Origin of the sequence: Halorhodospira sp. 9628 (genome assembly GCF_022228075.1) — a bacterium.
GTDB classification, from domain to species: domain Bacteria; phylum Pseudomonadota; class Gammaproteobacteria; order Nitrococcales; family Halorhodospiraceae; genus Halorhodospira; species Halorhodospira halophila_A.
On the sequence record NZ_JAJNRF010000004.1, the window covers coordinates 117,783 to 142,384 of the forward strand.

At 68.3% G+C, this 24,602-nt stretch carries 22 protein-coding genes; all 22 read right to left on the minus strand.

The window, feature by feature from the left end; all coding sequences use genetic code 11:
* The gene (gene fliE / locus LRG10_RS06110; protein ID WP_201168521.1) at positions 1-312 is read right to left on the minus strand and encodes a flagellar hook-basal body complex protein FliE; all 312 of its coding nucleotides are present in this window, start codon (positions 310-312) and stop codon (positions 1-3) included.
* 9 nt (positions 313-321) lie between these two features.
* Entirely contained in the window at positions 322-1,764 is a 1,443-nt protein-coding gene (locus LRG10_RS06115; protein ID WP_201168524.1) for a sigma-54 dependent transcriptional regulator, read from the minus strand.
* Positions 1,765-2,004: 240 nt separating this feature from the next.
* On the minus strand, positions 2,005-3,405 hold the full coding sequence (locus LRG10_RS06120) for a sigma-54 dependent transcriptional regulator (protein ID WP_201243144.1): 1,401 nt from the start codon (positions 3,403-3,405) through the stop codon (positions 2,005-2,007).
* A 101-nt stretch (positions 3,406-3,506) separates the two neighbouring features.
* Positions 3,507-3,851: a flagellar protein FliT gene (locus LRG10_RS06125; protein WP_238633543.1), complete on the minus strand. Its 345-nt coding sequence runs from the start codon at positions 3,849-3,851 to the stop codon at positions 3,507-3,509.
* A gap of 8 nt (positions 3,852-3,859) precedes the next feature.
* Positions 3,860-4,282 (minus strand): flagellar export chaperone FliS, encoded by a 423-nt coding sequence (fliS, locus tag LRG10_RS06130; RefSeq protein ID WP_238634977.1) that lies wholly within the window; start codon positions 4,280-4,282, stop codon positions 3,860-3,862.
* Positions 4,283-4,394: 112 nt separating this feature from the next.
* Entirely contained in the window at positions 4,395-5,825 is a 1,431-nt protein-coding gene (fliD, locus tag LRG10_RS06135) for a flagellar filament capping protein FliD (protein ID WP_238634957.1), read from the minus strand.
* 77 nt (positions 5,826-5,902) lie between these two features.
* Entirely contained in the window at positions 5,903-6,316 is a 414-nt protein-coding gene (locus tag LRG10_RS06140; RefSeq protein ID WP_238633545.1) for a flagellar protein FlaG, read from the minus strand.
* Positions 6,317-6,391: 75 nt separating this feature from the next.
* Positions 6,392-7,870, minus strand: coding sequence for a flagellin (locus LRG10_RS06145; protein WP_238634958.1), 1,479 nt, complete (start codon positions 7,868-7,870; stop codon positions 6,392-6,394).
* Between the two features lie 328 nt (positions 7,871-8,198).
* The gene (locus LRG10_RS06150; RefSeq protein WP_238634959.1) at positions 8,199-9,605 is read right to left on the minus strand and encodes a flagellin; all 1,407 of its coding nucleotides are present in this window, start codon (positions 9,603-9,605) and stop codon (positions 8,199-8,201) included.
* Between the two features lie 451 nt (positions 9,606-10,056).
* The gene (locus LRG10_RS06155) at positions 10,057-12,354 is read right to left on the minus strand and encodes a TonB-dependent receptor domain-containing protein (RefSeq protein ID WP_238634960.1); all 2,298 of its coding nucleotides are present in this window, start codon (positions 12,352-12,354) and stop codon (positions 10,057-10,059) included.
* A 229-nt stretch (positions 12,355-12,583) separates the two neighbouring features.
* Positions 12,584-13,852 (minus strand): flagellar hook-associated protein FlgL, encoded by a 1,269-nt coding sequence (flgL, locus tag LRG10_RS06160; protein WP_201168545.1) that lies wholly within the window; start codon positions 13,850-13,852, stop codon positions 12,584-12,586.
* An 11-nt stretch (positions 13,853-13,863) separates the two neighbouring features.
* A complete protein-coding gene (gene flgK / locus LRG10_RS06165) occupies positions 13,864-15,921 on the minus strand; it encodes a flagellar hook-associated protein FlgK (RefSeq protein WP_201168547.1) in 2,058 nt (685 codons plus the stop codon).
* A gap of 42 nt (positions 15,922-15,963) precedes the next feature.
* Entirely contained in the window at positions 15,964-16,950 is a 987-nt protein-coding gene (gene flgJ, locus LRG10_RS06170; RefSeq protein ID WP_201168549.1) for a flagellar assembly peptidoglycan hydrolase FlgJ, read from the minus strand.
* A 10-nt stretch (positions 16,951-16,960) separates the two neighbouring features.
* Positions 16,961-18,067 (minus strand): flagellar basal body P-ring protein FlgI, encoded by a 1,107-nt coding sequence (locus LRG10_RS06175; RefSeq protein ID WP_238634961.1) that lies wholly within the window; start codon positions 18,065-18,067, stop codon positions 16,961-16,963.
* A gap of 55 nt (positions 18,068-18,122) precedes the next feature.
* On the minus strand, positions 18,123-18,809 hold the full coding sequence (locus LRG10_RS06180; RefSeq protein WP_201168551.1) for a flagellar basal body L-ring protein FlgH: 687 nt from the start codon (positions 18,807-18,809) through the stop codon (positions 18,123-18,125).
* Positions 18,810-18,820: 11 nt separating this feature from the next.
* Complete coding sequence (gene flgG, locus LRG10_RS06185; RefSeq protein ID WP_201168553.1) at positions 18,821-19,606, minus strand: flagellar basal-body rod protein FlgG; 786 nt, start codon at positions 19,604-19,606, stop codon at positions 18,821-18,823.
* Positions 19,607-19,660: 54 nt separating this feature from the next.
* Positions 19,661-20,401, minus strand: coding sequence for a flagellar basal-body rod protein FlgF (gene flgF / locus LRG10_RS06190; RefSeq protein WP_201242462.1), 741 nt, complete (start codon positions 20,399-20,401; stop codon positions 19,661-19,663).
* A gap of 46 nt (positions 20,402-20,447) precedes the next feature.
* Positions 20,448-21,707 (minus strand): flagellar hook protein FlgE, encoded by a 1,260-nt coding sequence (flgE, locus tag LRG10_RS06195; protein ID WP_238634962.1) that lies wholly within the window; start codon positions 21,705-21,707, stop codon positions 20,448-20,450.
* Positions 21,708-21,743: 36 nt separating this feature from the next.
* On the minus strand, positions 21,744-22,628 hold the full coding sequence (locus LRG10_RS06200; RefSeq protein ID WP_238634963.1) for a flagellar hook assembly protein FlgD: 885 nt from the start codon (positions 22,626-22,628) through the stop codon (positions 21,744-21,746).
* A 17-nt stretch (positions 22,629-22,645) separates the two neighbouring features.
* A complete protein-coding gene (gene flgC, locus LRG10_RS06205) occupies positions 22,646-23,215 on the minus strand; it encodes a flagellar basal body rod protein FlgC (RefSeq protein WP_201168563.1) in 570 nt (189 codons plus the stop codon).
* A 6-nt stretch (positions 23,216-23,221) separates the two neighbouring features.
* Positions 23,222-23,629, minus strand: a complete 408-nt coding sequence (gene flgB / locus LRG10_RS06210; RefSeq protein WP_201242459.1) for a flagellar basal body rod protein FlgB — start codon at positions 23,627-23,629, stop codon at positions 23,222-23,224.
* Between the two features lie 141 nt (positions 23,630-23,770).
* Complete coding sequence (locus LRG10_RS06215; protein ID WP_238633555.1) at positions 23,771-24,598, minus strand: protein-glutamate O-methyltransferase CheR; 828 nt, start codon at positions 24,596-24,598, stop codon at positions 23,771-23,773.
* Positions 24,599-24,602: the final 4 nt, after the last annotated feature.

The following is a 24,602-nucleotide window of genomic DNA, read 5'->3' on the forward strand; positions in this document are numbered from 1 at the left end:
TTACACCTGCATGTTGGCGATTTCCTGGTAGGCCTCCAGGAGCTGGTTGCGGACCTCCTTCATGGCCTCGAAGGAGACATCGGCCTTCTGGGCGGCCATCATGACATCGGTGAGCTGAACGTCCTCACCGCGGAGGAACTGATCCTTGAGCTCACTCGACTGGACCTGACGCTCATTGACCTGCTCGACGGCATCCCGCAGGAGATCCGAGAACTCCTCCACCGGCGGCGCGTCCTGCTCCGGCTGCTGCACCGGCTGCCCGCCGATGGCGCGCATCTCCGCGAGGGCCTGCTCGATACGAAAATCCGACATGGCGCGACCTCAGTTGCCGTAGGCGTAGAGCATCCCGGAGCGCTCGGGAATCTCGACGCCCTCCTGACGCATGCGCGCCAGCTTGTACCGCAGGGTGCGGCTGCTGATCCCCAGCCGCGCCGCGGCCTCCTTGCGGTTGCCACCGACCCGATCGAGCGTCTCGAGGATACGGCGGTACTCGCGGCTCTTGAGATCCTCCTCGAGGGTCGCCGCGGCGTCCTGGCCGGCAGCGGCCTCCGGCCGCACCGCCGGACCGGGGGTGCCCTCCGCCGCGGCGACCCCGGCGACCGGAGCGCTCGCGCCCGCCGACTCCCCGGTGCTCGGAGCGTCGGCGCCAGCGCTGACGGTGACGGGCTCGAAACGGATCGCCTCGGCATCGATGGCGCTGCCCTCGGCGAGGATCAGCGCGCGCTGGACGACGTTCTCGAGCTCGCGGACATTGCCCGGCCACGGGTGCTGGATGAGCAGCCGTTCCGCCTCGGGGGTAAAGTCTGCGCCGCAGCCGCCGCCAAGCTGGGCGTACTTCTGGGCGAAGGAGCGAGCGAGCGGGATGATGTCCGCGGCGCGCTCGCGCAGGGGCGGCAGATGGATCGGGAAGACGTGCAGACGATAAAAGAGGTCCTCGCGGAAGCGCCCGTTGCGCACCGCCTCGCGCAGATCGCGGTTGCTGCTGGCGAGCACGCGGACGTCGAGCGGGATCGGCGTCTGCCCGCAGAGGCGCTCGATCTCCTTCTCCTGCAGGGCCCGGAGCAGCTTGGCCTGGAGCCCCGGCTCGATCTCCGAGACCTCGTCGAGCAGCAGCGTGCCGCCCTGCGCCTGCTCGAACTTGCCGGCGTGGGCCCGGTTGGCCCCGGTGAAAGCGCCCTTCTCGAAGCCGAAGAGCAGGGCCTCGAGCATGTTCTCGGGGATCGCCGCGCAGTTGACGGCGATGAAGGGGCCATCGGCACGGGGCGAGCGCTCGTGGATGTAGCGGGCGAAGATCTCCTTGCCGGTCCCGGACTCGCCGGTCAGCAGGACGGTGACGTCCTTGCCGGCGACCCGCTGGGCAAGCGCCATCAGCTGACGGCTGCTGCGATCCTCGGCCACCAGCTCGGGACCGGCGTCGGTGACCCGGGCCACGGCGGCAGCCAGCTCGCCGGCCGGGGCCTCCTCGGCGACGTAGTCCGCCGCCCCGTCGCGCATGGCGGCGACGGCGCCGCTGACCTCGGCGCGGGCGGAGATGACGATCACCGGCGGAGCCATGGGGTGCCGGGTAAGCACCCGCCAGTTGTCCCCGTCACCGGCGTCCTCGAAGCAGACGACGGCAGCGATCCCGCCCTGCTCCAGGAGTTCGTGGGCGGAGCCGGTGTCTTCCGCCTCGGCGGTCACGAACCCGGCGTCGTCCAGGCGGCGCCGCTGCTCGCTGCGGCGGCCCGGCTCGCGGGCCACCACGAGCACGCGTTGCTGACCCATATGGATTGTCCCCCTCAGCGCAAATCCGCGCCGCGGTGGTACCCCGCGGCGGCCCCTTCTGAAGCAAGGGGCGTGCCAGGGGTGGGGTGGTGCGCTAAACGCCGGATTCCACGCGGCCGGCGAGGCGCTGCCGCCGCCGCGGGCGGAACCGGCAGTCAAAGTTCTGTCGACCGGCAAGACCGGCAACCGCTTGCCGCTTGACGGTCGGTGCTTGCCGACCGGCGGCCCGAGCGTGCCGGCTCAGGCGGGACGCTCGACGTCGAGCCGGCGCAGCTTCTCGACCAGCGTGGTACGGCGCAACCCGAGCAGCCGGGCAGCCCGACCGACGACCCCATTCGTGGCCTCCAGGGCCTGGCGGATCAGCTCCTGCTCCACCTCGGTCAGGTGGCCCTTGAGATCGATGCCCTCGGACCAGTCCACCGCCGGCAGCGGCACCCCGGCCTGTCCGTTGACGGGCTCCGGCGCGCCCGCAGGTGCGCCGCCATCCTCCAGCTCCTCGCGGGCCGCCTCCCGGATCTTCCGGGGCAGGTCTTCGACCCCCACCTCGCCGTAGGGGCAAAGGATGGCCAGACGCTCGACCACGTTGGCCAGCTCACGCACGTTGCCCGGCCAGTGGTAGGCCGACAGGCAGGACATGGCTGCCGGGCTGACCCGCACCGAACCCCGCCCCTCGTCCTCGATGCGCCGGATGATCTCCTCGACGAGCACCGGGATATCCCCGGGGCGCTCGCGCAGGGCCGGGATCTCGATGGGGAAGACGTTGAGCCGGTAGAACAGATCCTCGCGGAAGCTGCCGTCCCGGATCCCCGTGTCGAGGTTGCGGTGGGTGGCGGCGATGACCCGAACGTCGGCGTGGATGGGCTTGTTGGAGCCGACCCGCTCGAACGTCCGCTCCTGGAGCACGCGCAGCAGCTTGACCTGCATGTGCATGCTCATGTCCCCGATCTCGTCGAGGAAGACCGTGCCGCCTTGGGCCATCTCGAAACGGCCCTGCCGGGCGCTGATGGCGCCGGTAAACGCGCCCTTCTCGTGCCCGAAGAGTTCGCTCTCGAGCAGGTCGGCGGGGATGGCCCCGCAGTTGATCGGCACAAACGGTCTCGCCCGACGGGAGGAGCGCGCGTGGATGTTGCGCGCCACCACCTCCTTGCCGGTGCCCGACTCACCGAGGATCAGCACGCTGGCGTCGGTGTCGGCCACCTGCTCGATGAGGCTGGTAACCCGCTGCACACCGCGGCTCTCGCCGGCCAGCCGCGGCGCCCGCCCGGCGGCACCGTGCTCGCGGTGGCGGACGTTGTGGCTCAGGGCCTGACGCAGGGCGGCGGTGAGCTGGCCCTGACGCAGCGGCAGATCGAGCACCCCGAGGACACCGTGCTGCGGATCACCGCCACGGCGCCGCGCATCGGCATCCGGCGCAATGAGAAAGACGGGCAGCTCGGGCCGGCTATCGACGAGCCGCTGCAGGCAGGCGCGCTCCTGTCCGTCGATGCCCACCAGCGCCGCGGCCAGCCCAGGGTGGCGGGTAGCGGCGCCGCCGGCATCGCCGGCCTCGGCGGGGATGGGTTCGTGTTCAAGGAATTGCAGCACCGTCTCGACACCCGACCGGCGCTCCGCGTCGCTGTCGACCACCAGGACCTGAACCAACGCTCCCCTCCGATGACGGATCGCCTGTCTGCGAGGGGGCGAGTTTACGCCGGGTTAACCAGGCCGTCAAAAAAACGACACAGGCGCCGGCAAGGTGTTTCCTAGCCGGAACAGCGCGAGTAGGCGTCGTGGACCTCGCGGTGGTGCTGCTCGTCGCGCGAGGCGGCGCCGAGGCGGTCGCGCTCGGCCTCCATCAGCGCCCGGACCGCGCGGTCGCACTCGAGCGATTGGGCCAGCGCGCGGCGAGCCAGGTCAGCGCCGGGGTGGTCCGGGTCTTCGGGCAACCCGCGGGCGTGCGCCTGGCGCAGTCCATTGCGCTCCATGACCCCGTCCCAGTCCCCGGCCTCTGCGCAACGGCGCATCTGCCGGGACAGCTCCAGCAGGCGTCGGGCCGAGGCGGCCACCGCCGCCCGCCCGTCGCCGCCCTTGGCGCTGCCGCCGCCCACGCGCACCCCTACTCGCCGCGGGCGGCGGCCGCCTCGGCAGCGTCGCGGGTACGCACCTCCGGCGGGATGGCGTCCCAGGCGCTCTTGATCTCGCGCATCAACGAGGCGACCTCATCAAGGTGCTGGACCTCGTTCTGGGCGTTCGCCTCCACCAGGCGGCGCTGCATGTAGGTGTAGAGCTCCTCGAGGTTGCCGGCGATCTCGGCACCGCGCTCGTGGTCGAGCCCGGAACGCAGGCCGTCCAGGATGGAGATGGACTTGCTGATCAGCTCGCCCTTGAGGGCGATCTCCTGGCGCTCCATGGCGCCGCGGGCCTGGGCGACTCGGTCGAGGAACCCGTCCATGAGCAACTGCACCAACCGGTAAGGGTCGGCGTAGGCCGTGCTGGAGTAGGTCCCGACTTGTTGGTATTGGTTTATGCCGCGATGCATGCTCATATCCCGTTCCTACTCTTGGGGGTAGTTGGTTCGCGCTCTGTCCTTTTAGCGGCTGCTACCCATGATCCTTGAGGGCGGAACCTCCGTTCCGGAAGCTTCTGACCGCTTAATCCCGACTGTTCATGGCCGCCAGGCGCTGCTCGAGGAACTCCGAGGTCTGATTGAGTTCAGCGACCCGCGAGTCCATCCGCGAGAACTGGCTGCGCAGCTGCTCCTCGCGCCGCTCCATGCGCCGGTCGAGGCGTTCGCGATCGTCGGCGATACCGTCGAGGCGGCGCTCGACCCCCTCGGTGCGCATGTCGATCACGCTGTCGCGGCCGAGGGCGTTGTCGAGCACCCCCTCCAACCGCGACATCACCCCGCTTTCCGGGTCGGTCATCATGCGCGTGACCAGCTCCGAGTGCTCGCCAACCATCTGCTGCAGGCGCTCGCCATCGAGTTCCAGGGTGCCGTCCCGGTTGGTGCGCACACCGAGATCCCCCAACGATGAAATCGGCGCCCCGTCCAGGGCCTCCACCGGCTCGTTGAGGGACCGGCTCAGCTGCGAGAGGAGGTTGCGCAGGGTATGGTCCCCCTGCAGCGGGCCGGCCTTCTCGGTCTCGGGGTCGTAGTCCGAGAGCTGGTTGAGCTGCGCCCGGACCTGATTGAACGAGTCGACCAGACGCTGGATATTCTCTTCGGCCAGCCCGGTCTGCTGTTCGATGGAGATGCGGCTGCGCCCCTCGTCCTGGAGGCTGATGGTGGCGCCCTCGATGGCCCCCTCGATGCGGTTCTCAGGGCGGGTGACGCGCATGCCGTCGATGGTGACTACGGCGTCGCTGGCCGGGCGGATCTCCTGAAAGGCGCCGGCGGGCTCGCCGGTCTGGGGATCGGCGACGTTGTACTGCAGGGCGGAAAGATCGCCCTCGTCCGCTTCCGGATCCTGCTCGGCGCGGATCTGGGTAATGGCATTGGTCTGACCGGTCTGCTCGGTAGCCAGGGCCAGCCGCGGCCCGGCGCCATCATCGACCACCGAGGCGCGCACGCCCTCGGCCTGGGCATTGATGGCGTCGCGGATGCCGAGCAGGGTGGCCGACTCCTCGTCGATGGTGACCGCCTGCTCGTTGCCCTCGCCGTCGGTGATCATCAGCCGGCCGGTGCCGACCGGATCGGCGCTGTCCTCGAACACGCCGCTGGCCGTGGCGATGCGCTGGGTCCGCGCCAGCTGCTCCACCTCCACGTCGTACTGGCCCGGGCGCGCCTCCTCGCTGGCCGAGACCCCGGCCACACTGGTGTTGCTCGATTCCGCATCGATGCCGGAGTAAGCGCCGGGATCGCCCAGCCCCTGGACGGCCTCCTGGAGTTCGCCGATGACCCCTCGCATCTGCCCCAGGGCCTCGAGCTTCTCCTGCAGTTCTTCCTCGCGCCGGCCCAGGCGCTGCTCCGTGGGTGCCCGCTCGGCCTGGACCAGGTCCTGGACCATCTTGTTGGTGTCGATGCCGGAGCCGACGTCCATCTGGCTCGGCATGTTCGGCATCTGATCCAGCGGTGAGACCATATCCGGTCACCTCTCGAGGTATCGCTAGCGGGCCTGCCCGGTGGACCCTTCCGGCGGCGGATGCGTTCCGGCCACGCTCAGGCCTCCCCGTTGAAGAGCAGCCCCTGGACCTCGCGCATGCGCGCGGCGATGGCCAGCATCTCTTCCGGGGGGATCTGACGGACCACGTCGTCGGTGCCGCGGACGTAGACAGTGACCACCGTCTTGCCGGTGTTGTCGTCGACCCGGAACTCCAGGTCCCGGCCGACGCGCTGCATGAATTGCTCCATGCGCTCCACCGCCCGGGCAAGCGCCTGGGGATCCTCCGCCTTGAAGTGCTCCAGCGGCTCGAGCTCGGACAACGGCACGCGGGAGCGCTCTTCCGTCTCGGCGGCGGGGACCGGTGCTGCCGTGTCCTGCTCGGGGGCAAGGCGCCTCCCTTCCCCCTGCTCGGTTGGCCGCGACCAGTTGATGCTGCTGGTCACGGAACTCACCTTGTGCATTTCACTCATACAGCCTCCCGACCGGCCCTGCTACCAGGCCCCTGGGCCGGGTTCCGGAAGGCTCCCCGGAGGTCCCGGCCGTCGTTACTGCTGCAACAGCTGTGCCACTTGCTGCGGGATCTCGTTGGCCTGACCCAGCACCGAGGTCCCCGCCTGTTGCAGGATCTGCGTCCTTGTCATCTCGGCCGTCTCCTCGGCGAAGTCGGCATCCAGGATCCGCGAGCGGGATGCGCTCAGGTTCTCCGAGGAGATGTTCAGGTTGTTGATGGTGGCGTCAAACCGGCTCTGGATCGCGCCCAGATCGGCCCGGGTGTTGTTGATCTGCTGCAGGGCGAAGTCCACCGCCACGATGGTATCGGAAGCGGTCTCGCGGGTGCGCACATCAACCGGGTCGACCCCGCCGATGGTGTACGCCTCCGCCTGCAGGTCCTCGTAGTCGCCACCGTCCTGCCAGTTCTTCAGGCCGATCTGCCCCAGGGCTGCATCGTCGTCGCCATCCACCGGTTCGACCCGCAGCTCGCCGCCGATCTCGGTGGAGAGGGTGATGCCGCGCTCGACGATGAGCCCGGTGCTCTCCTCGTCGGCGCGATCCAGCCCCTGGCCGATCTCGGTCCCACCAACACCGATGGCATCTTCGGCGTCGTCCGAGAAGTACTCGAGCTCGAAGTCGCTGTTGGAGACAAAGGACCAGCCGTTTTCCCCGTTCTCCAGGCGCACCCCGGTCTCCGAGGCCCGGTCGTTAACCCGGGCGGCCAGTTCGCCGATGTCCGTGACGCTCTCGTCAAGCTCGATGGCGTGGTCGTTGATACGCAGCTGACCGCGCTCGCCCTCACCCAAGCCGTCAAACTCCACCGCCTGGGTCTCGGCCCGGTCGGCGCGCATGGCGGACACGCCGGTTTCGGCCTGGCGCTCGTTGATCTCGCGCGCCACGTCGTTGAGCCCGCGCGCATCGCCCAGGTCGATCTCGTGACCGTTGACTTGCAGCCCGCCCGGGAGCTCCACACCGGGACCACCGGCGGCCTGATGCACCGCCCGCCCCTCGGCCACATTGGCGCCCAGGTTCTCGGCGCGGACGTCCACGCCGCCGGCGTTGATGGTCTGGCCGCGGTTCGGCCCGACCTGGAAGACCAGCTCGCGCAGGGTGCCGTTGAGCACGTTCTGCTGGTTGAACTGGGTTGTCTCGGCGATCCGGCCGATCTCCTGCACGGCGGCCTGCACCTCGCGGTCGAGCGCGGCGCGATCCGACGGCGAGTTGGTGTCGTTCGCCGCCTGCACCGCCAGCTCGCGGACCCGCTGGAGCAGGTTGCTCATCTCTTCCATGGCGCCTTCCGCGGTCTGGGCGAACGAGATGCCGTCGTTCGCATTGCGGGCGGCCTGATCCATGCCGTTGATCTGGCCGGTGAAGCGCTCGCTGATCGCCAGCCCAGCCGCATCGTCCCGGGCGCTGTTGATGCGCAGCCCCGAGGAGAGCCGCTCCAGGGCCACCTCCTGATCGCCCCGGGAAGAATTCAAGTGCCGTTGCGCGTTCAGCGATGCAACGTTGGTGTTGATCACCTGTGCCATGACCCGTCTCCTCACGTCTGACGCCGTTACGGCGCCGTTTCGCTGACCCCAGCACGAGCGAACCTGTTCGCTTGGGCTCGCGTCTCGCGCTCTTGCCCAAACGTATCGGCGCTCCCTGGCAAAGCTTTAACGGTTCCGTTGTCCACCAACGGTCACCGCCGGGGTCGGCCCGCGTGGGTTCAGGTCATGGCCCGGGGTCTCACCTCCTTCTCTTTATCCGCGTCCGTTCACGGAAGAATCCCGAATCTGCTGCGGGTCATGGCACCGGTCTCGGGGTCAGCGAGCCGGTGGCGGAGCCCGGGGGGTCAGCCGGGCTCCGCCTCGGGCCTTACTGCAGCAGGGTCAGGACGTTCTGCGGGGCCTCGTTGGCCTGGGCCAAGACCGAGGTACCGGCCTGCTGCAGCACCTGGGCGCGGGTCATGGCGGCGGTCTCGGCCGCGAAGTCCGCATCCAGGATCCGGGAACGGGAAGCTTCCATGTTCTCGGAGACGTTCTGCAGGTTGCTGGTGGTGGCCTCGAAGCGGTTCTGCACCGCACCCAAGTCGGCCCGGGCGTCGTTGATCTGCCCCAGGGCGAAGTCCACCGTACGGATGGCGTCATCGGCGTCGGTCCGGGTGGCCACGCTCAGCGCATCCGGCCCGCTGACCCGGTGACGGCTCATCTCCATTTGCTCGTCGGACATCCCGAGCGCCCCGAGGGTGTCGGCGTCACCATTGACGTCGATCCGCTGGCCCAGGTCAGTGGAGAGCTGGATGCCGCGCTCAAAGCGCATCCCACTCTCCTCGCCTTCGAGCCCGAGATCGCCGATGGGGCTGTCGTCACCCGGCTCGATGCGGAAATCGGACTCGGAGACGAAGCGCACCTGATCACCGTCCATCTCGGCCCGGACGCCGGTGTTGCCGGAAGCGGCGTTCACCTCGTCGACGAACTCGCCGACGCCGGCATCCTCACCGATGCTGATGGTGGTGCCGTTGATCTCCAGGCTGGCGCCACCGTCATTGTTGAAGTCGAACGACTCGGTGGTGGCCCGGTCAGCGCGGAACGCCGTCACACCGGTGGCACGGGACTGGGCGTTGATGGCGTCCATGGCGTCGGAGACGTTGCGCGAGCCACTGACGTCAATATCCAGCCCGTTGATGTTGATCGAGCCATCCAGGTCCAGATCGCCGTAGTTGCCTTCCTCATCGAGAACGCGCTGCACCGCCTGCCCCTCGCCGATCTCGGCGCCGAGGTTGTGGCCACGCACATCGACACCGCTGGTGTTGATGCTCTGGGCCCGGTTGGCACCCACCTGGAAGACCAGCTCGTCGAGCGACCCGTCCAGGATGTTCTGGTTGTTGAACTGGGTGCTGGAGGCGATCCGGTCGATCTCCTGCACCGCCTGCTGCACCTCGGCCTCCAGGGCCTGGCGGTCCTCGGCGGTGTTGGTGTCGTTGGCCGACTGCACCGCCAGCTCACGAACCCGCTGCAGGAGGTTGCCCATCTCCTCCATGGCGCCCTCGGCGGTCTGGGCGTAGGAGATGCCGTCGTTGGCGTTGCGCTCCGCCTGGTTCATGCCACCGATCTGCGAGGTGAAGCGCTCGCTGATCGCCAGGCCGGCGGCGTCGTCGGCCGCGGAGTTGATCCGCTTGCCCGAGGAGAGCCGCTCCAGGGCCTGCTGCTGCTCGCCCTGACTGGCGCTCAGATGCCGCTGACCGGTCAGGGACGCAATGTTGGTGTTGATGACCTGTGCCATTGCCTTTGCTCCTTGTGCTCCGCTGTTTGGAAGGCCCCGGCGGCGAGCTCTTGCCGCCTGCCGGTACCCAGTCTTTCGCCTTCACTTACCGTATCGGCGACCGGCGGCAAGGCTTTACCCCTTTGGCGGCAAAAATTTTCCATACGCGGCAATCCGGTGGCACAGAGCGGCAAGCAGGGGCCGCATCCTCGTATCTGACTGTTTGAGCAGGGTGTTCAGGGGCAGCATGTTGCCACAACAGGCAACCGAGAGCACCACGGAGGGTGACCCGACGGCGGCGGGCGGCAAGCGCAGCGGCAAGAGCGGGTCGCGCCGCGACCCGTGAGGCGGGCAAAAAAGTGCCGGGGAGGATGCCCTCCCCGGCAATCAGGCGCCGATCGTTCGGCTGGAGGAAGCCGCCAAGGCGGCAGGCATGAGCACCCCTAAGCTACGGGTGACCCGTGACGTGGGATCAGAAGTCGACGCGCATCCCCGCCCAGTAGGTCCGCGGCGCGCCGGGCCGTGCCCCCGCCGGGCGGTGGTGGGCGACGTAGGTCTCGTCGGTGAGGTTCTCGATGCTCCCGAGCAACCGCACGTTGTCCATCAGCTGATAGTGGGCGGAGAGATCGAACAGCCAGCGCGAGTCGATCTTCAGATCGTCGTAGTCCCGATCCGCCAGCGCGCGGGTCTCGGAGACGTAGTTGGCGTTCAGGTTGACGCGCCAGTCAGCCTGGCCCACGCCGGCACTGAGGTTGAGCTGGTGCTCGGGGATCTCCGGCAGGCGGTCACCCTTGCGGGCATTCTCCCACTGGTTCGACAGCTCGCCGTCATCGCTCTCCCGGAACTCGCTGTCGGTGAAGGTGTAGCTGACGCTGACCGGGAGCTGGACGGGCAGGTCCTGGCTCTGACCCAGATCGTGCATCCACAGCGCCTCCAGGCCCCAGACGTGAACCTCGCCAGCCGAGACCAGTTCATCATCGGTCTGGCAGGCCCCGCCGACGTTGGTGCACTCGTAATTGATGTTGGAGTAGTCGTTGAAGAAGCCGATGACCTCCGCCTGGGTATACATGTCGCTGAACCGGAAACCGGCCTCGTAGTTGACGCTGCGCTCCTCATCGGCCTGCGGGTCGGCACCCGACGGCGCGAACCCGCGGTGGACCCCGCCAAGGACGCTCCACTGATCATCGATGGCGTAGGTGGCGCCCATGCCAGGGACCCAAACCCGATAGGTGTTGGAGTAGGAACCGTCCGCATCGAGGTTGGCGGTGGTGCGCCCCGGACCATCCCACTGCTTGCGATCCACATCGATGTTCTCGTAACGCACACCGGGAACCAGGGTCCACGAACCGCGCTCCATGGTGTTCTGCACGTGGAACGCGTAGGCCTCGGCGGAGGTGACCCGATTGGTGGTCTCACCCGGTTCCTCGTGTTCGTCGAGAACCATCATGCCGTTCTGCATCTCGAACGAGTCCTGCCACTGCTCGCGGTCCTCCTCGTCCTCGTGGTAACGGAAGCCCACCTCCAGGTCGTGATCCCAGCCGAAGGCCTGGAAGAGGTGGCCGGCCTGCACCTGGATGCCCTGGGCGTAATACTCGCGATTGTTGGCGCGGACGTTGCCGCGGGCGTCGTCGTCAATGCTAAGCCCCGCGTCATAGGCGGTGTCGAAGCCACCGAGGATCCAGGCCAGTTCGTCTTCGTGGTCGCCCGGGTCGCGGAGGATGTCGGAGATGCCCGTAAAATCACCGCTACCGCCATCCACCTCATGCAGCTTGTACCAGTTGCGCACGGTATCGGTGCGGTAGAGCGTGGTGGTGACGTCGGTATCCACCGTGGGCTGGAAGTAATGGCGGACCTGGTAGAGGTCGTTCTCGGTGTTGATCTCGTCGAGCTGCGAGCCCGCGTAGCGCCGGTGTGGGTTGTCGTCGAAGTCGTCGGGGAGCAGGCCCAGGTAGGTGTCGTGGACGGTCCGCCGATCGCGCGCGTATTTGAACTCCACCTCCTGGTAGACCTCGGCGGTGGGGTCGCTGGCCCACATCCCCTTGGCGACGAAGTTGTTGCGGTCGAAGCCGGTGTTCGGCACCGGATTGTTGGGCTTGTTGGACTGATCCCCGGAGAGCGGATGGTCGAGTTCCTTGAAGCCGTCGCTCTGCTCCGTGTAGCTCTCCAGCAGCCAGCCGAACTGCCCCTCGCGGCCGCCGATGTGGGCGTGGGCGCGCCGCCCGTTGTCCGAGCCCAGGCGCCCCTCCACCTTGCCGGAGCGCTCCTGGGGGATCGGCGTGGAGGTCATGTTCAGGGCGCCGCCGACGGTGTAGGGGCCGTGCTTGATGGCGCTCGAGCCCTTGCGCACCTCGACGTTGTCCATGCGCCCCATGGGCGGAAAATAGTAGGCCGCCGGTGCGGCGTAGGGCGCCGGCGAAGCCGTCAGCACCCCGTCCTCCATGACCGTGATGCGCGCGTTCCGCTCCGGGTTCACGCCGCGCATGCTGATGTGCGGGAACTGGCCGTAGCCCTCCTCCTCCGCGACATTGACCCCGGGGATCTGGCGCAGGATGCGGTGCGGATCGGTGTACCCCTGCCGATCGATATCCTCCCGGCTGAGCACCTGCGCCGAGCCGGCGGTATCCTGCACCCGGTCCGGGCCACCGGTGATCATGATGCGATCGAGCAGGCGGGTCTCCGCATCGCCGGATTCCGCGTGCGCCGCGCTCAGGGCGCCCCCTGCCAGGACCGCAGCAGCCGCAACCCCCCAAGGCCTTACTGTCTGACTCATAATCCCCTCGTTCTGTTATCCGTGCCGATGTGCGCAATACGTATACTAGTGATAACGATTCGCGTTTCCAAGAGACGGCCATGCCGCCGGCAGGCCTTTCCCATCGGCGTTTTCGATAACCGGAACCCCAAGGGATTGACTTTGCGCAAACCCGGGCGGCCACGGCACCCCTCGGACCGGCACCAGCGCGGCACGCCGGCCCGGCCAGGCAACGCATTGGCGGGAGAGACTAGATGTAGTCGAACAGGGAGAGGTTCTGCACGCGGCCGAAGGTGGATTGGGCCGCCTCGAGCCCGGTGAGCTCCTGGTTGAAGCGGCCGGTGGCCTCGGCGTAATCCAGGTCGCGCTCGTCGGAGGTGGCCTGCTTGAGGTCGATGATCGCCGCCTCGTTGCTGGCCTTCTCGCTATCGAGGGTGGACAGGCGGGCGCCGATCTCCGCCCGCACCCGGAAGGTGTTCTCCATGGCCAGGTCCAGATCGCCCAGGGCGCGGTCGGCGGCGTTGCGGAAGTCGGGCCCCTCACCCTCCTTAAGGGCGCCGATGAGCTCATTGACGGTGGCGAAGATCGACTGGGATCGGCTACCGGTGACCGTGAACCGGTCGCCGTCCTCGAACCCCCCCTGGCCCGGATCGGGGTTGCCCTCGATCTTCACCCGGACGCCGTCGTCCACCTCGATGGTCGCCCCCGGCTCATACAGCGGGGCGTCCTCCACCGCCGGCGGCCCGCCGTTCTCGCCGTTCACCCACTCCCAGGCGTTCTCGTCCTCGGGGTTGTGGGTGCGTTGGATGGCGTAGCGGGTGTTTCCGTCCGCGTCCTCGGCGAAGCGCACGCGGTACTGCTCGGCATCCAGGCCCCGGACCTTGCCGTCGACCACGCTGACCACGCCGGTGCCGCGGTTCTCCTCGCCCTGGAAGGCCTGGTACTGGCCGTTGCCGTCGGGGACCTTCATGAAGGCGTCGAAGCCGGAGTGATCCACGCCGATCTGGCGTCCGGGCCCGATGCGCACCTCGCGGCTGTTCTGGTCGCCGTGGTAGGTCACGTGGCCATCGGTGCCCATATTGAACGGCTGGGTGCGGGTGCGCGAGCCGGAGAAGAGATACTCCCCATTGCCGTCGCGGCTGTTGCCGAGTTCCACCAGCTGCTTGTAGCGCTCCTCGATCTCCGCGGCGATGTAGCTGCGGGTGTCGGCGTCCTGGCTGCCGTTGGCCGCCTGGACGGTGAGTTCGCGGATGCGCTGGAGCTCGTTGCCGGCCTGCTCCAGGGCGGACTCGGACATGGACAGCCGGGTCCGCGCCAGATCGCCGTTGCGGTTGAACCGCTCCACCGACTCGGTGGCCCGTTTGAGATCCAGGGTGCGCGCAGCCGAGGTGGGATCATCCGACGGCCGCAGCACCCGGCGCCCGCTGGAGAGCTGGGTCTGCGTGTCGTTGATCTCGCTCTGCTGGCCGGTCATGTTCTGAACGGCCGTGTTCTGCATGTGGCTCGTGGATACGCGCACGGCTCACCCCCTTAGCGACGCACCGCGTTGAGCATCTCCTGGAAGACCTCGTCGGCACTGGTGATGATCTGGGCGGCGGCCTGGTAGGCCTGCTGATACTCCATCATGTTGGCCGCCTCCTCATCCAGGTTGACGCCGGAGAGCTCCTCCCACTGCTCCTTGGCCTGGTTGAGCAGGGCCTCCTGGGCATCGCGATTGGTCTGCACCCGCTGGCTGAAGCCGCCGAGCTCGCCGACCATGGCGCTGTAGGCCTCCTGGAAGGTGCTGTTGCCGTTGTCCATGACGGTCTCTTCCATCAGCTCGGCCATGCGCAGGGCGTTGGTGTTGTCGCCCACGCCCTCGTAGTTGCCATAGAGCCCGAAGCGATCCCCGTCATCCGGCACGCCGGAGATGCGCACCGAGACATCCAGCGCCGCCAGCGTCTCGGCCTGGGCGCTGCCGGCCGGCTCCACGTCCTCGGCCAGGTTCACCACCTGGCCGCGCTCGATGTCCTCGGGGGCGTAGTCGAAGGTGCCCGCCGTCTCGCCACCGATGGTCACGGTGAACGTGCCGTCATCGGCGTAGGTCATCTCGACTCCCTGCTGCAGGGCACCCCCCTCCTCCAGGGCTGCCATGACGCCTTCGGCCCGCCCGACATCCGGCGGACCGATCTGCGCGCGCCCGGTGTTCTCGGTCTGACCGTCGGCGCGCGGCGCCTCGCCGGTGACCACCGGTGCGGCCGCCGCCACCTGGGTCGGCCGCGCGAGCCGGCCCTCGATCCCCTGAGCCGCGTCCCGGGTGGGCTGGATCAGGAAGCGGTCGCCCTCCTCGACGGCGCCGTCGCCGGACTCCGGCGGATAGAGGATCAGCCCGTCGAAGCGGTAGCCGCCGTCCGCGTCGGGCTGGATGTCGGCATCCCCGCCCTGGCCGAGGGTACGCACCTCGTTGGCGTCCTGAGTGGCCACCTGCCACTGCCCGTCAACGAGGCGCACCTGGTAGTTCTCGCGGCGCAGCTCACCGATACGCTCCTCGTCGACGATCACCTGCGGCTGGCCCTCGCCGGCGTTGCCGCGGTGGGCGGAGACCCCGGCCTCTCGGGCGTAGTCGAAGAAGTCGTCACCGGCCTCGGGGTAACCGCTGTCGAACTGGATGCCGCTGCGGTGCTGCTCGTTCATGGCCCCGGCCAGGGAGGTGGCCACCCGGCCGATCTCATCGCGGGTCTCGTCCAGCACACCGTTGCGGAACTCCAGCAGCCCGCCCAGCGAACCGCCCTGAACGGCGTCGGTGATCTGAACGGCGCGATCGCCCCGGCGGACAGCCAGCTCCGGGCGCTCCGGCTCGAAGGCGTTGCGCGTGACTTCCAGGGTGTTGGCGCGGTCGCCGGTGACCAGCGGCTGGCCATTGCCAATGCCCACGTTCAGCGACCGGTCGTCCTGCTCGGTCACCCGGACCGTGACGTGCTCGGAGAGCTCGCGGATCTTCTCGTCGCGCTGGTCGAGCAGGTCGTTGGGCGGGCGCTGCGGGTTGGTCCAGCGGCTGCGGATCTCGCCATTGAGCTCGGCGATGGACTCGGCCAGGCCGTTGACCTTGTCGGTCTCGGCCCGCACCCGCTTGTTGACGTCCTCTTCCAGGGTCAGCAGTCGGTTGTCCAGGGTCTGGAAGCGATCGGCCAGGGCCTGCCCCTGGGTGAGCAGCTGCTGCCGGGCAACGGTGTTCGAGGGGTCGTTGGCCACCTCCTCGACGGCGTCGAAGAACTGACGCAGCGCCGGGCTCAGCCCGGCGTCCTGGTCGGCAACCAGGTTGTCGATGCGCCCGGTCATCTCCGCGAGTCGATCCAGGCGCTCATATTCAGCGTGGTTGTTGCGCAGGGCGTCGACGCGGTGATCCTCGGTCAGGCGCTGGATGGTCTGCACCTGCGTGCCGGTGCCGACGGCCCCGCGGGAGTGGTAGTGCGGGATGCTCGTATCCTGCTCCACCCGTTGGCGGCTGTAGCCGTCGGTGTTGACGTTGGAGATGTTGTGCGACGTGGTCGCCAGCCCGCGCTGGGATGCGCGCAGCCCGGAGATGCCCGTCTGCAACAGATCAACCATAGACTCCGCCTCGCTGGGGCCCGCAGGCCCACACTGCCCTGTCTAACCTCTCGGCACGGAATCGGAAATCTTGAGGGTCTCACCGCCGATCCGCACCCCCTGCCCGTCGTCACCAAGCTCCATGATCCGCTGCAGCTTCTCCGCGTACTGCGGATCGGTGGCGTACCCAGCCCGCTGGAGGGCCTCGACATACCGCTCCGGATCGTCGCCGACCTCCAGGGCCTCACGGTAGCGCGGGTTGCGCTCGAGGAAGTCGGCGTAATCGGCAAAGCTCTCGGCCACCGAGTCGTAAGCGCGGAAGTCGGCCATCTCGCGCTGCGGGATACCATCCCGGTACTCCAGGGTGGGCACGCGCACGGCATCGCCCTGCCAGTCCGCGGAGTGGGCCTTGATATTGAACAGATTGTTGGCGCTGCGCCCGTCCCCGTCGGCCACCATGTGCTGGCCCCACCCGGTCTCCAGAGCAGCCTGGGCCACCAGGGCCACCGCTGGCACCCCGAGGCGCTCGGCGGTCTCCCTGGCCGCCGGGGTGATGTCCTCGACGAAGTCCTGCGGGCTCGACCAGCCGGCCCCCTTGCCGCCGAGGCCGCCACTGCGGCCTTGCGCGCCGTCGCCCGCGTCCGCCGCCGCGAGCTCCCCGGCATCGGGCTGCACCGGCACCGCCGAGTGGCGGTAGTCCGAGATCTCCTGCGGCAGCCCCTGCATCCGGTCGGTCTCGAAGCCCGCATTCTCGCGCAGCTGTTCTTCGATCATCGGGGCCAGCCCCAAGCCCTCGCCGTCACGGGACATCTGCACCGCCATCTGCCGGTCGAAGAGGTCGCGGTACGTCTCCTCGGCGTTGCCGCCGAAGATCTCATCGCCCGGGGTGGCCTGGCGCATCTGGCCGAGCATCATCTCGACGAACACCGCCTCGAACTGCCGCGCCACCTCGGCGAGGTCCTCCTCGCTGGGGTTGCGCGTCATCGAGCGCAGCTGCTGCAGACCCTGGGGCTCGAGGGCGTTACCGAGGGCACCGCTGCTGTTGTGCATGGTCGCCTCCCTAGATGATGGTCAGCTCGGCACGCAGCGCACCGGCGCGCTTGAGGGCCTCGAGGATAGCCACCAGGTCGCCGGGGGCGGCGCCCACGGCGTTGATGGCGTCGACGATCTCGTTGAGATCGGCGCCGGCTTCGAAGACGAAGGCCGGATTCTCACCCTCGAGGCCCTCCATGTCCTCGTCGGGGACGATCAGCGGCTCATCCAACCCGAAGGGGTCGTCGGCCACCTGTTCCGGGCCGCCGGCGCCGATGGCCACGGTCATGTTGCCGTGGCTGACCGCCGCCGGGCGGACGCGGACATTGGAGCCCATGACGATGGTCCCGGTGCGGGCGTTGACGATGACCTCCGCCGGCGCCTCACCGGGCTCGACACGCAGCTCCTCGAGGAAGGAGATGAAGCTCACCCGCTGATCCGAATCCCGCGGCGCGCGGACCCGCACCGAGCCGGCATCACGGGCACGGGCGGTGTTCGGCCCGAGGTTGTGGTTGATCACCTCGGCGGTACGGCGGGCGGTGGTGAAATCTGGCTCGTGGAGGTTGAGCACCACCTCGTCGCGATCCTGGAAACCGGTCTCGATGCGCCGCTCGACCATAGCGCCGTTGGGGATGGAGCCGCCAAGCTGGTTGTCCACGGGGATCTCGGTGTCATCGGCGCCGAAGCCGCCGATGACCACACGCCCCTGGGCCACCGCGTAGACCTCGCCGTCGGCGGCACGCAGCGGCGTCATCAGCAGCTCGCCGCCCTGCAGGCTGTCGGCATCGCCCAGCGACGAGACACTGACATCGATCTGCTGCCCGGGACGGGTGAAGGCCGGCAGCTCGGCGGTGATCATCACCGCCGCGGTGTTGTCCGCGTCCGGATCCACGTCGTGGGGGATGTTGACGCCCTGGCTGGCGAGCATGGAGCGCACGCTCTGCTCGGTGAACGGCGTGTCGTCGCCGGTCCCGTCCAGACCCACCACCAAGCCGTAGCCAACCAGCTGGTTGCTGCGCACCCCGGCCACCGAGGCGATGTCCTTGATCCGCTCGGCCGCTGAGACACTCGCCGCGAGCATCACCAGGAGCACCCCCGCGGCGACCTGGATCCAGCGTGTGTCGATCCTGCGCATTCTCATCACCTTGCGTCCTCCCGAGCGCGCCGTCCATCGCGGCGGCACCCGCCGTTCAGTAGCGCCTCATCAGAAAACGCGTCAGCCACCCCGGTTGGGCGGAGTCGCTGAGCGCCTCTTCGCCGGTGTAACCGACCTGCATGTTCGCCACCCGGTTGGACGAGACCTCGTTGTTGGCCCCCACGTCGTCGGTGCGCACGATCCCGGAGATGCGCAGCGTCTCCTGGCCCTGACTGACCCGTACGTTCTTCTCGCCGCGGATGACCAGATGTCCGTTGGGGGTGGTGTCCACCACCACGGCATTGATCGTGCCGGTGAGGTTCGTCTCCTGGTCCGCGCTCCCGCCGCCCTCGAAGCTGGCCTCGCCCTCCTGCTCGAAGGCGAAGGGGCGGCCGAAGATCTCCAGGTCCTCGCCGCCGATCTGCGGCGCCGGGATATCCGCCTCCTGCTGGCGCGCCATCTCGGAGTTGATCGAGCGATCGCCGGCGGTCTCCTCCTCGATGACCACGGTGATCAGATCCCCGGTGCGCCGCGCGCTGCGGTCCTCGAACAGCCGCATGCTGCGCTGTTCATCAAAGACCGAGCCGGTCCGCTCGTCCGGGTCATCGGGGATGTCGACCCGCGGCGCGGTGATCGGCGACGGATCCGGCGCCTCCTGCGGCATCGGGGTACACGCCGCTGCCGCCACCCCGGCCACCATGGCCGCGGCACAGCCGCGTACCCACCGATGCCAGCGCATCATCTCAGCCGCCCTCAGACGTTCTGGTTGAGGAACTGGAGCATCTCATCGGTGGTCGAGATGGCCCGGGTGTTGGTCTCGAAGCCGCGCTGGTTCTCGATCATGTTCACCAGCTCCTCGGCGATGTTCACGTTGGAGGTCTCCAGGGCCCCCTGCATGACGTTGCCCAGGGCCCCCTCCCCCGGGGCACCCACCTCGGGGGCGCCGCTCGAGGCGGTCTCAAGGAACATGTTCTCGCCCACCGGCTCGAGGCCGGAGGGGTTGATGAAGTCGGCGAGCTCGATCTGGCCGATCTCCTCGGGCTCCTCGTCGCCGGGGATCTTGGCGCTGACCGTACCGTCGCTGCCGATGCTGATGGTCTCGGCCTCCTCGGGGACCTGGATGGCCGGCTCGAGCAGGTAACCGCCGGAGGTGACGATCTCACCGTTCTCGTTGAGCTGGAAGGCGCCGTCCCGGGTATAACCCACCTGCCCGTCGGGACGGAGGATCTGGAAGAAGCCCTTGCCCTCGATGGCGACATCAAGACTCCGCTCGGTCTGCTGCACATTGCCCTGGGAGTGGATCTTCTCCGTACCCATGACCCGCGAGCCGGTGCCGAGCATCAGCCCCGAGGGCAGCAGGTTGTCCTGGCTGGCTCGGGAGCCGGGCTGGCGGACGGTCTGATAGAACAGGTCCTCGAAGTTGGCCCGGTCCTTCTTGAAGCCGTTGGTGTTCACGTTGGCCAGGTTGTTCGACGTCACCTGCATACTCTTCTGCTGGGCGTCGAGTCCGGTCTTGGCTACCCAGAGGGCAGGATCCATGGCGTCACCTCATTGTTGTTCGGTTGTCACGGCACGGGACGTGCTCGCGCCACCTCAGCCCGGGTGGTTGAGCAGCTGGGCGCTGGTCTGCTCGTTCTCCTCGGCGGCGGTCAGCATCTTGATGTGCGTCTCGAACTGCCGCGCGTGATCGATCATGTTCACCAACGATTCCGCCATGTTCACGTTGCTGCCCTCGAGCGCGCCGCCGCGGACCTTCACTTGCGCGTCGTCAGCGGCCGGTTCGCCCTCGGCGTGGCGGATCAGCCCGTCCTCGCCCTTGACCAGCTGCGTCGAGTCCGGATTGACCAGCCGCAGCCGGTCGAGCTCGATGGGCGCCCCGGCTCCGTCCTGCGGGGTGGCCGTGATCACCCCGTCGTCGGCGATGTCCACCTTGGTATCCGGCGGGATCGAGATGGGCCCGGCCTCGCCCATGACCAGGTGGCCATCGCCGGTGGTCAGCAGCCCCTCGGGCGTCGTCTGGAAATCGCCGCGCCGGGTGTACGCCTCGTCGCCGTCCGGGGCCTGGACTACGAACCAGCCCTCGTCCTGGATGGCCACATCCAGGTCGCGCCCGGTGGTCTCGATCGGCCCCGGGTTGAAATCGGTCCCGGCACGCAGCTCCTCGGCGTAGGCCCGGGTGGCGAAGCCGGGCCCGTAGACCGGCGCTTGGTAGAAGCTGTCCAGGTCGGCGCGAAAGCCCGGGGTGCTGGCGTTGGCCAGGTTCTGGTTGTTGTGGTGCTGCGCCTCCAGGGAGTGCTTCGCCCCGGTCATGGCCACATACAGTTGACGATCCATACGCCTCTACCCGTTCTGCCCCGCTGCGGCGGGAGGGGACACCCCGTTAGCGGATGTTGAGGATCTCCTGAGTCACCTGATCTTGGGTGCTGACCATCTGCGCATTGGCGGAGAAGTTGCGCTGCGCGGTGATCATGTTCACCAGCTGATCCGAGACCTCCACGTTGGACTGCTCCAGGGCGCCGTTCTCGATGCGGCCGAACTGGCCCTGACCGGCCACGCCGATCAGCGGATCCCCGGCATCGCGGGTCGCCTGCCAGGAGGTCTCGCCCACGGACTGCAGGTTCTCCTCCGACGGGAAGCTGGTCAGCGCCACCTGACCGACGGCCTGGGCCTCGCCGTTGCTGTAGCGGGCCAGGATGGTGCCATCGCCCTCGACGTTGATGTTCTCGAACTCGCCGGCGGTGTAGCCGTCCTGGGAGACGTTGGTGACGTTGAACGGCCGGGCGAACTGGGTCATCTCGCCGAAGTCGATGTCGATGTCCAGGTCGTCCACCTCGGCGAGCAGCGGGATATCCTCGAGGCTGGCGATCCGGCCTTCACCATCGTCCTCGGCATCGACCAGCGAACCGGAGGTGTCGAAGGTGAGAGTGTGCGGGCCGAAGAAATCCTCACCCTCGGCACCCGCCGCATCGTAGTCCACCCCGTCGATCTGGGTGTAGACATCCCACTCGTTGTTGCCCGCCTTGCGGAAGTAGAAGGTCGCGTCCCGGGCCGAGCCCTGGGAGTCGTAGAGGGTGGTCGTCGTCGACTCGGTGAAAGTCTCGCTGTCGTCCGGATCGAACGCCACACCCTCATCGATCACCTCGGCATCGGCGCTGAGGTTGGCGGCGATCTCGACGTTCTCGCTGGCACGCGCCGGGATCCCGTCGGTGGGCAGCTGAAGCTGGTCGCGACCGTCGCCGATGCGGCTGCCGTCCTCGTCGGTCTGGAAGCCGGTCAGGCGCTTGCCGGTGTTGTTGACGATGTAGCCGTCGCGATCCACCTCGAACTGACCGGCCCGGGTGTAGCTGACCTCGCCGTCGTCCTCAAGGCGGAAGAAGCCGCGCCCCTCGATACCCAGATCCAGGCTGCGCTCGGTGAACTCGAAGGACCCCTGGCTGAACATCTGGCCGACGTTGGCCAGCCGCGACCCCTGCCCCACGGCCAGCTGCGGGATGCCCATCGGGCCCATGGCGAAGAGGTCGTTGAACTCCGCCCGCGACTCCTTGAAGCCCGTAGTGCCGGCGTTGGCCAGGTTGTTGCTGGTGGTCTCCAGGTCCTTGGAGGCGGAGTTGATCCCGGTTAGCGAGATGTTGAATGACATGGCTGATCTCCTCGATCCCCGCTGCTCTTGTTCGTCTTATCGGATGCGCTTGACGTCGGATAGCGACATCTCACCGAGCCCGGCCACGCTGAGCTCCGGCGGCCGGCCGTCCATCCCCACCGAGACACTGGTCACCGGCGCACCCACCAGGGTGGGCACCGGCTCGCGCTCATCACCGTCCTCAACGTAGGCGTTGACCTGGTACGTGCCCTGGGGCATGCGCTGGCCGTCGTTGTCGGTACCGTCCCAGGTGAAGGGGTGTTCGCCCTCTTCCATCTCGCCAAGCTGCTCACGATGGACCCGCTCTCCGGCCTCGTTCTCGATCTCGACGGTCAGATTGGGGGCCGAGCGCTCGAGCTGGAGCAGCGCCTCCATCTCCCCATCCTCGGGCAGATAGGCCTCGCGGCTCTCGGTGACCACCTCACGGCCGACCAGCTGCGAGGCGCGCAGCGACTGATCCGAGCGCATGTGCTCGAAGAACTCGCGGAAGTCCGACTGCAGCTGCTCGATCCCCGAGGCCGTGGTGAACTGGGCGATCTGCCCCATCATCTGCTCGGTGTCCTGCGGGTCGGTCGGATCCTGGTTCTCGAGCTGGACCATCATCAGCTCCAGGAAGTCCTCGTGGCCGATGCTCTGCGGGTCGCCGTCGTCCTTCTCGTCGGGGATGCTGCGCAGATCCTCGGGCAGCGCCTCATAGCCCGACCGGGCGACCGAACCGGACGGCTCGCCGCGCGAACCGCCGGCGGGGCCACTGCCCACGGGCTTCTCGGCCGCCTTCTGCGCCGCCTGCACACCCTCGGCGACGCCCTGCGTGGCCCCGCCGCCCGGCTTACCGGATCCGCCGTCACCGGCGTTCGGCGGTTTGGGGGCCTTCTGGCCGCCACCGGCGGCCCCGCCCATCAATTGGCTCGGATCGAGCATGGTCGCTCCTCCCGGATTCAGCGGCCGAGGCGCAGGGTCTCGAGCATGAGATCCCGCGAGGTGTTCATGACTTCGACATTGTTCTGGAACGACCGCGAGGCGGAGATCATGTTGGTCATCTCCTCGACGGAGTTCACGTTGGAGCGGTAGACGTAGCCGTCGTCATCCGCCTGCGGATGGTGCGGCTTGTACAGCGGCTCAATCTCGGCGTCGCTCTCCACCACCCCCGGCATGAAGACCGGCACGCTGGGCGACGGGCTGGCCCAGGGGTCGCCGGCCGCCGGCACACCGGCGGGCTCGCCGCCAAAGAACTGACGCTGGAAGCTCACCGGGCTGACCCGATCCACCGGCCCGCCGGATTCGGCCCAGCCGGGGGTTTGCGCCGGCTGCGGTCCGCCACCCTGCGGATAGCCGCCCTGGGCCTGGTGGAGCGCCGCGGCGAAAACCGGCTGCCGGGCGCGGTACGCCTCCTCGGGGCTGGAGGCGACCGTCTCGGCGTTGGCCAGGTTGCTGGCCACGGTGTTCAGGCGCAGCTGCTGGGCGTTCATCCCGGTGCCGGCGACGTCGATGGCGTGCATCAAGGACATGTTCGCTTACTCCCCTCGGATGGCGCCGGTGAGCTTCTGGATCCGGCCGTTGAGGAAGTCCACGGCGGCCTGGTAGTTCACGGCGTTCTCGGCGAACTTGGCCTGCTCGACGTGCATCTCGACGGTGTTGCCGTCGAGCGAGGCGGCGTGGGGCTCCCGGTATAAAGATTTCGGATCGCCTGCCGCCATGGTGGATGACGGCGGCGGTTGCACGTGCTGCGCATGCGTCGCCTGCAACGGCTGCGGCTGCGGTTCGCTGGCCTGGCGCATGGCCTCGCGAAAGTCCATGTCCCGGGCCTTGTAGCCGGGCGTGTCCGCGTTGGCGATGTTCGAGGCGAGCAGCTCGTGCCGCTCGCCGCGCAGGCGCATGGCCTGCTCGGGTACCGAGAAGGCCTGATCGAAGCCGATCCGCATGGCGGGCTCCCGTGGTGTTCGTTCACGGGACCTTTATGCAGATCGCGTGCCAGGCACGCGGGGTTGGCGGATCAACGACTAAGCCGGAAGAAGGCGGCAACGGGCGGCAAGCGCTTGCCGCCCGGCGGCAGGGTCTGTCCGTCAGCCGCGGCGCCGGTAGACCACACCGCCATCGAGGCGGACCAGCTCGAACTCGTCGGAATGCCGGGCGAGGGACTCCGACGCCCCGACGATCAGGTACCCGCCCGGGCGGGTCACCTCGGCGATGCGCTGGACGATATCCCGCCGCGAGTCCCAGCCGAAGTAGATGAGCACGTTGCGGCAGTAAACGATGTCGAATCGACCCAGACCGGCGTAGCTCTCCAGCAGGTTGTGGACGCGGAAGCTGGTCCGCCGGCGCACGGCGGGCTTGACCTCCCAGGTGTTCTCGCCGACGGCATCGAAGAACCGCTGCTGGCGTTCCGGCGCCAGCCCGCGGCGCGCCACGTTGGCGGTATAACGCCCCCGCCGCGCCTCCTCGACCATCGCGGTGGAGATGTCGGTCCCGAGGATCTCGGCCTCCATACGCCCGCCGCTGTCGTTGTACTCGTCGACGGTCATGCTGATCGAGTACGCCTCCTGCCCGGAGGAGCAGGCCGCGGACCAGATGCGCACCGGCCAGACGCGGCGGCGCTCCATCTCGGGGAGCAGGTGCCGACGCAGGACGTCGAAGGGGAAGCGGTCGCGGAACCACTGGGTCTCGTTGGTGGTCATCGCCTCGATAACCCGCCCCTTGAGATCGGCGGTGGGGCGCTGCTCGAGCCGCTGGACAAGGGTGGCCAGATCCGGGATGCGCTCGGCCTCGAGCAGCGGCCCGAGCCGGCTGGCCACCAGGTACTGCTTGCTCGGCCCAAGGACGATCCCGCAGGCGCGCTCCAGGAACCGTGCGAACGCCTGGTACTCCTCTTCACCCACGGAAAGCGCGGCCAAACCG

Bases quoted from the DNA above. Each gene is read 5' to 3' on its own strand.
- fliD (WP_238634957.1), bottom strand. From the start codon at position 5,825: ATGGTCTCACCGCTGGATCAGATGCCGAACATGCCGAGCCAGATGGAC.
- LRG10_RS06150 (WP_238634959.1), bottom strand. From the start codon at position 9,605: ATGGCACAGGTCATCAACACCAACATTGCGTCCCTGACCGGTCAGCGG.
- flgC (WP_201168563.1), bottom strand. From the start codon at position 23,215: ATGTCCTTGATGCACGCCATCGACGTCGCCGGCACCGGGATGAACGCC.
- LRG10_RS06115 (WP_201168524.1), bottom strand. From the start codon at position 1,764: ATGGGTCAGCAACGCGTGCTCGTGGTGGCCCGCGAGCCGGGCCGCCGC.
- LRG10_RS06155 (WP_238634960.1), bottom strand. From the start codon at position 12,354: ATGAGTCAGACAGTAAGGCCTTGGGGGGTTGCGGCTGCTGCGGTCCTG.
- flgG (WP_201168553.1), bottom strand. From the start codon at position 19,606: ATGGATCCTGCCCTCTGGGTAGCCAAGACCGGACTCGACGCCCAGCAG.
- flgE (WP_238634962.1), bottom strand. From the start codon at position 21,707: ATGTCATTCAACATCTCGCTAACCGGGATCAACTCCGCCTCCAAGGAC.
- flgK (WP_201168547.1), bottom strand. From the start codon at position 15,921: ATGGTTGATCTGTTGCAGACGGGCATCTCCGGGCTGCGCGCATCCCAG.
- flgB (WP_201242459.1), bottom strand. From the start codon at position 23,629: ATGCGGATCGGCTTCGATCAGGCCTTCTCGGTACCCGAGCAGGCCATG.
- flgJ (WP_201168549.1), bottom strand. From the start codon at position 16,950: ATGCACAACAGCAGCGGTGCCCTCGGTAACGCCCTCGAGCCCCAGGGT.
- fliS (WP_238634977.1), bottom strand. From the start codon at position 4,282: ATGCATCGCGGCATAAACCAATACCAACAAGTCGGGACCTACTCCAGC.
- LRG10_RS06175 (WP_238634961.1), bottom strand. From the start codon at position 18,067: ATGCGCAGGATCGACACACGCTGGATCCAGGTCGCCGCGGGGGTGCTC.
- fliE (WP_201168521.1), bottom strand. From the start codon at position 312: ATGTCGGATTTTCGTATCGAGCAGGCCCTCGCGGAGATGCGCGCCATC.
- LRG10_RS06145 (WP_238634958.1), bottom strand. From the start codon at position 7,870: ATGGCACAGGTGATCAACACCAACGTTGCATCGCTGAACGCGCAACGG.
- LRG10_RS06140 (WP_238633545.1), bottom strand. From the start codon at position 6,316: ATGAGTGAAATGCACAAGGTGAGTTCCGTGACCAGCAGCATCAACTGG.
- LRG10_RS06200 (WP_238634963.1), bottom strand. From the start codon at position 22,628: ATGCTCGATCCGAGCCAATTGATGGGCGGGGCCGCCGGTGGCGGCCAG.
- flgF (WP_201242462.1), bottom strand. From the start codon at position 20,401: ATGGATCGTCAACTGTATGTGGCCATGACCGGGGCGAAGCACTCCCTG.
- LRG10_RS06180 (WP_201168551.1), bottom strand. From the start codon at position 18,809: ATGATGCGCTGGCATCGGTGGGTACGCGGCTGTGCCGCGGCCATGGTG.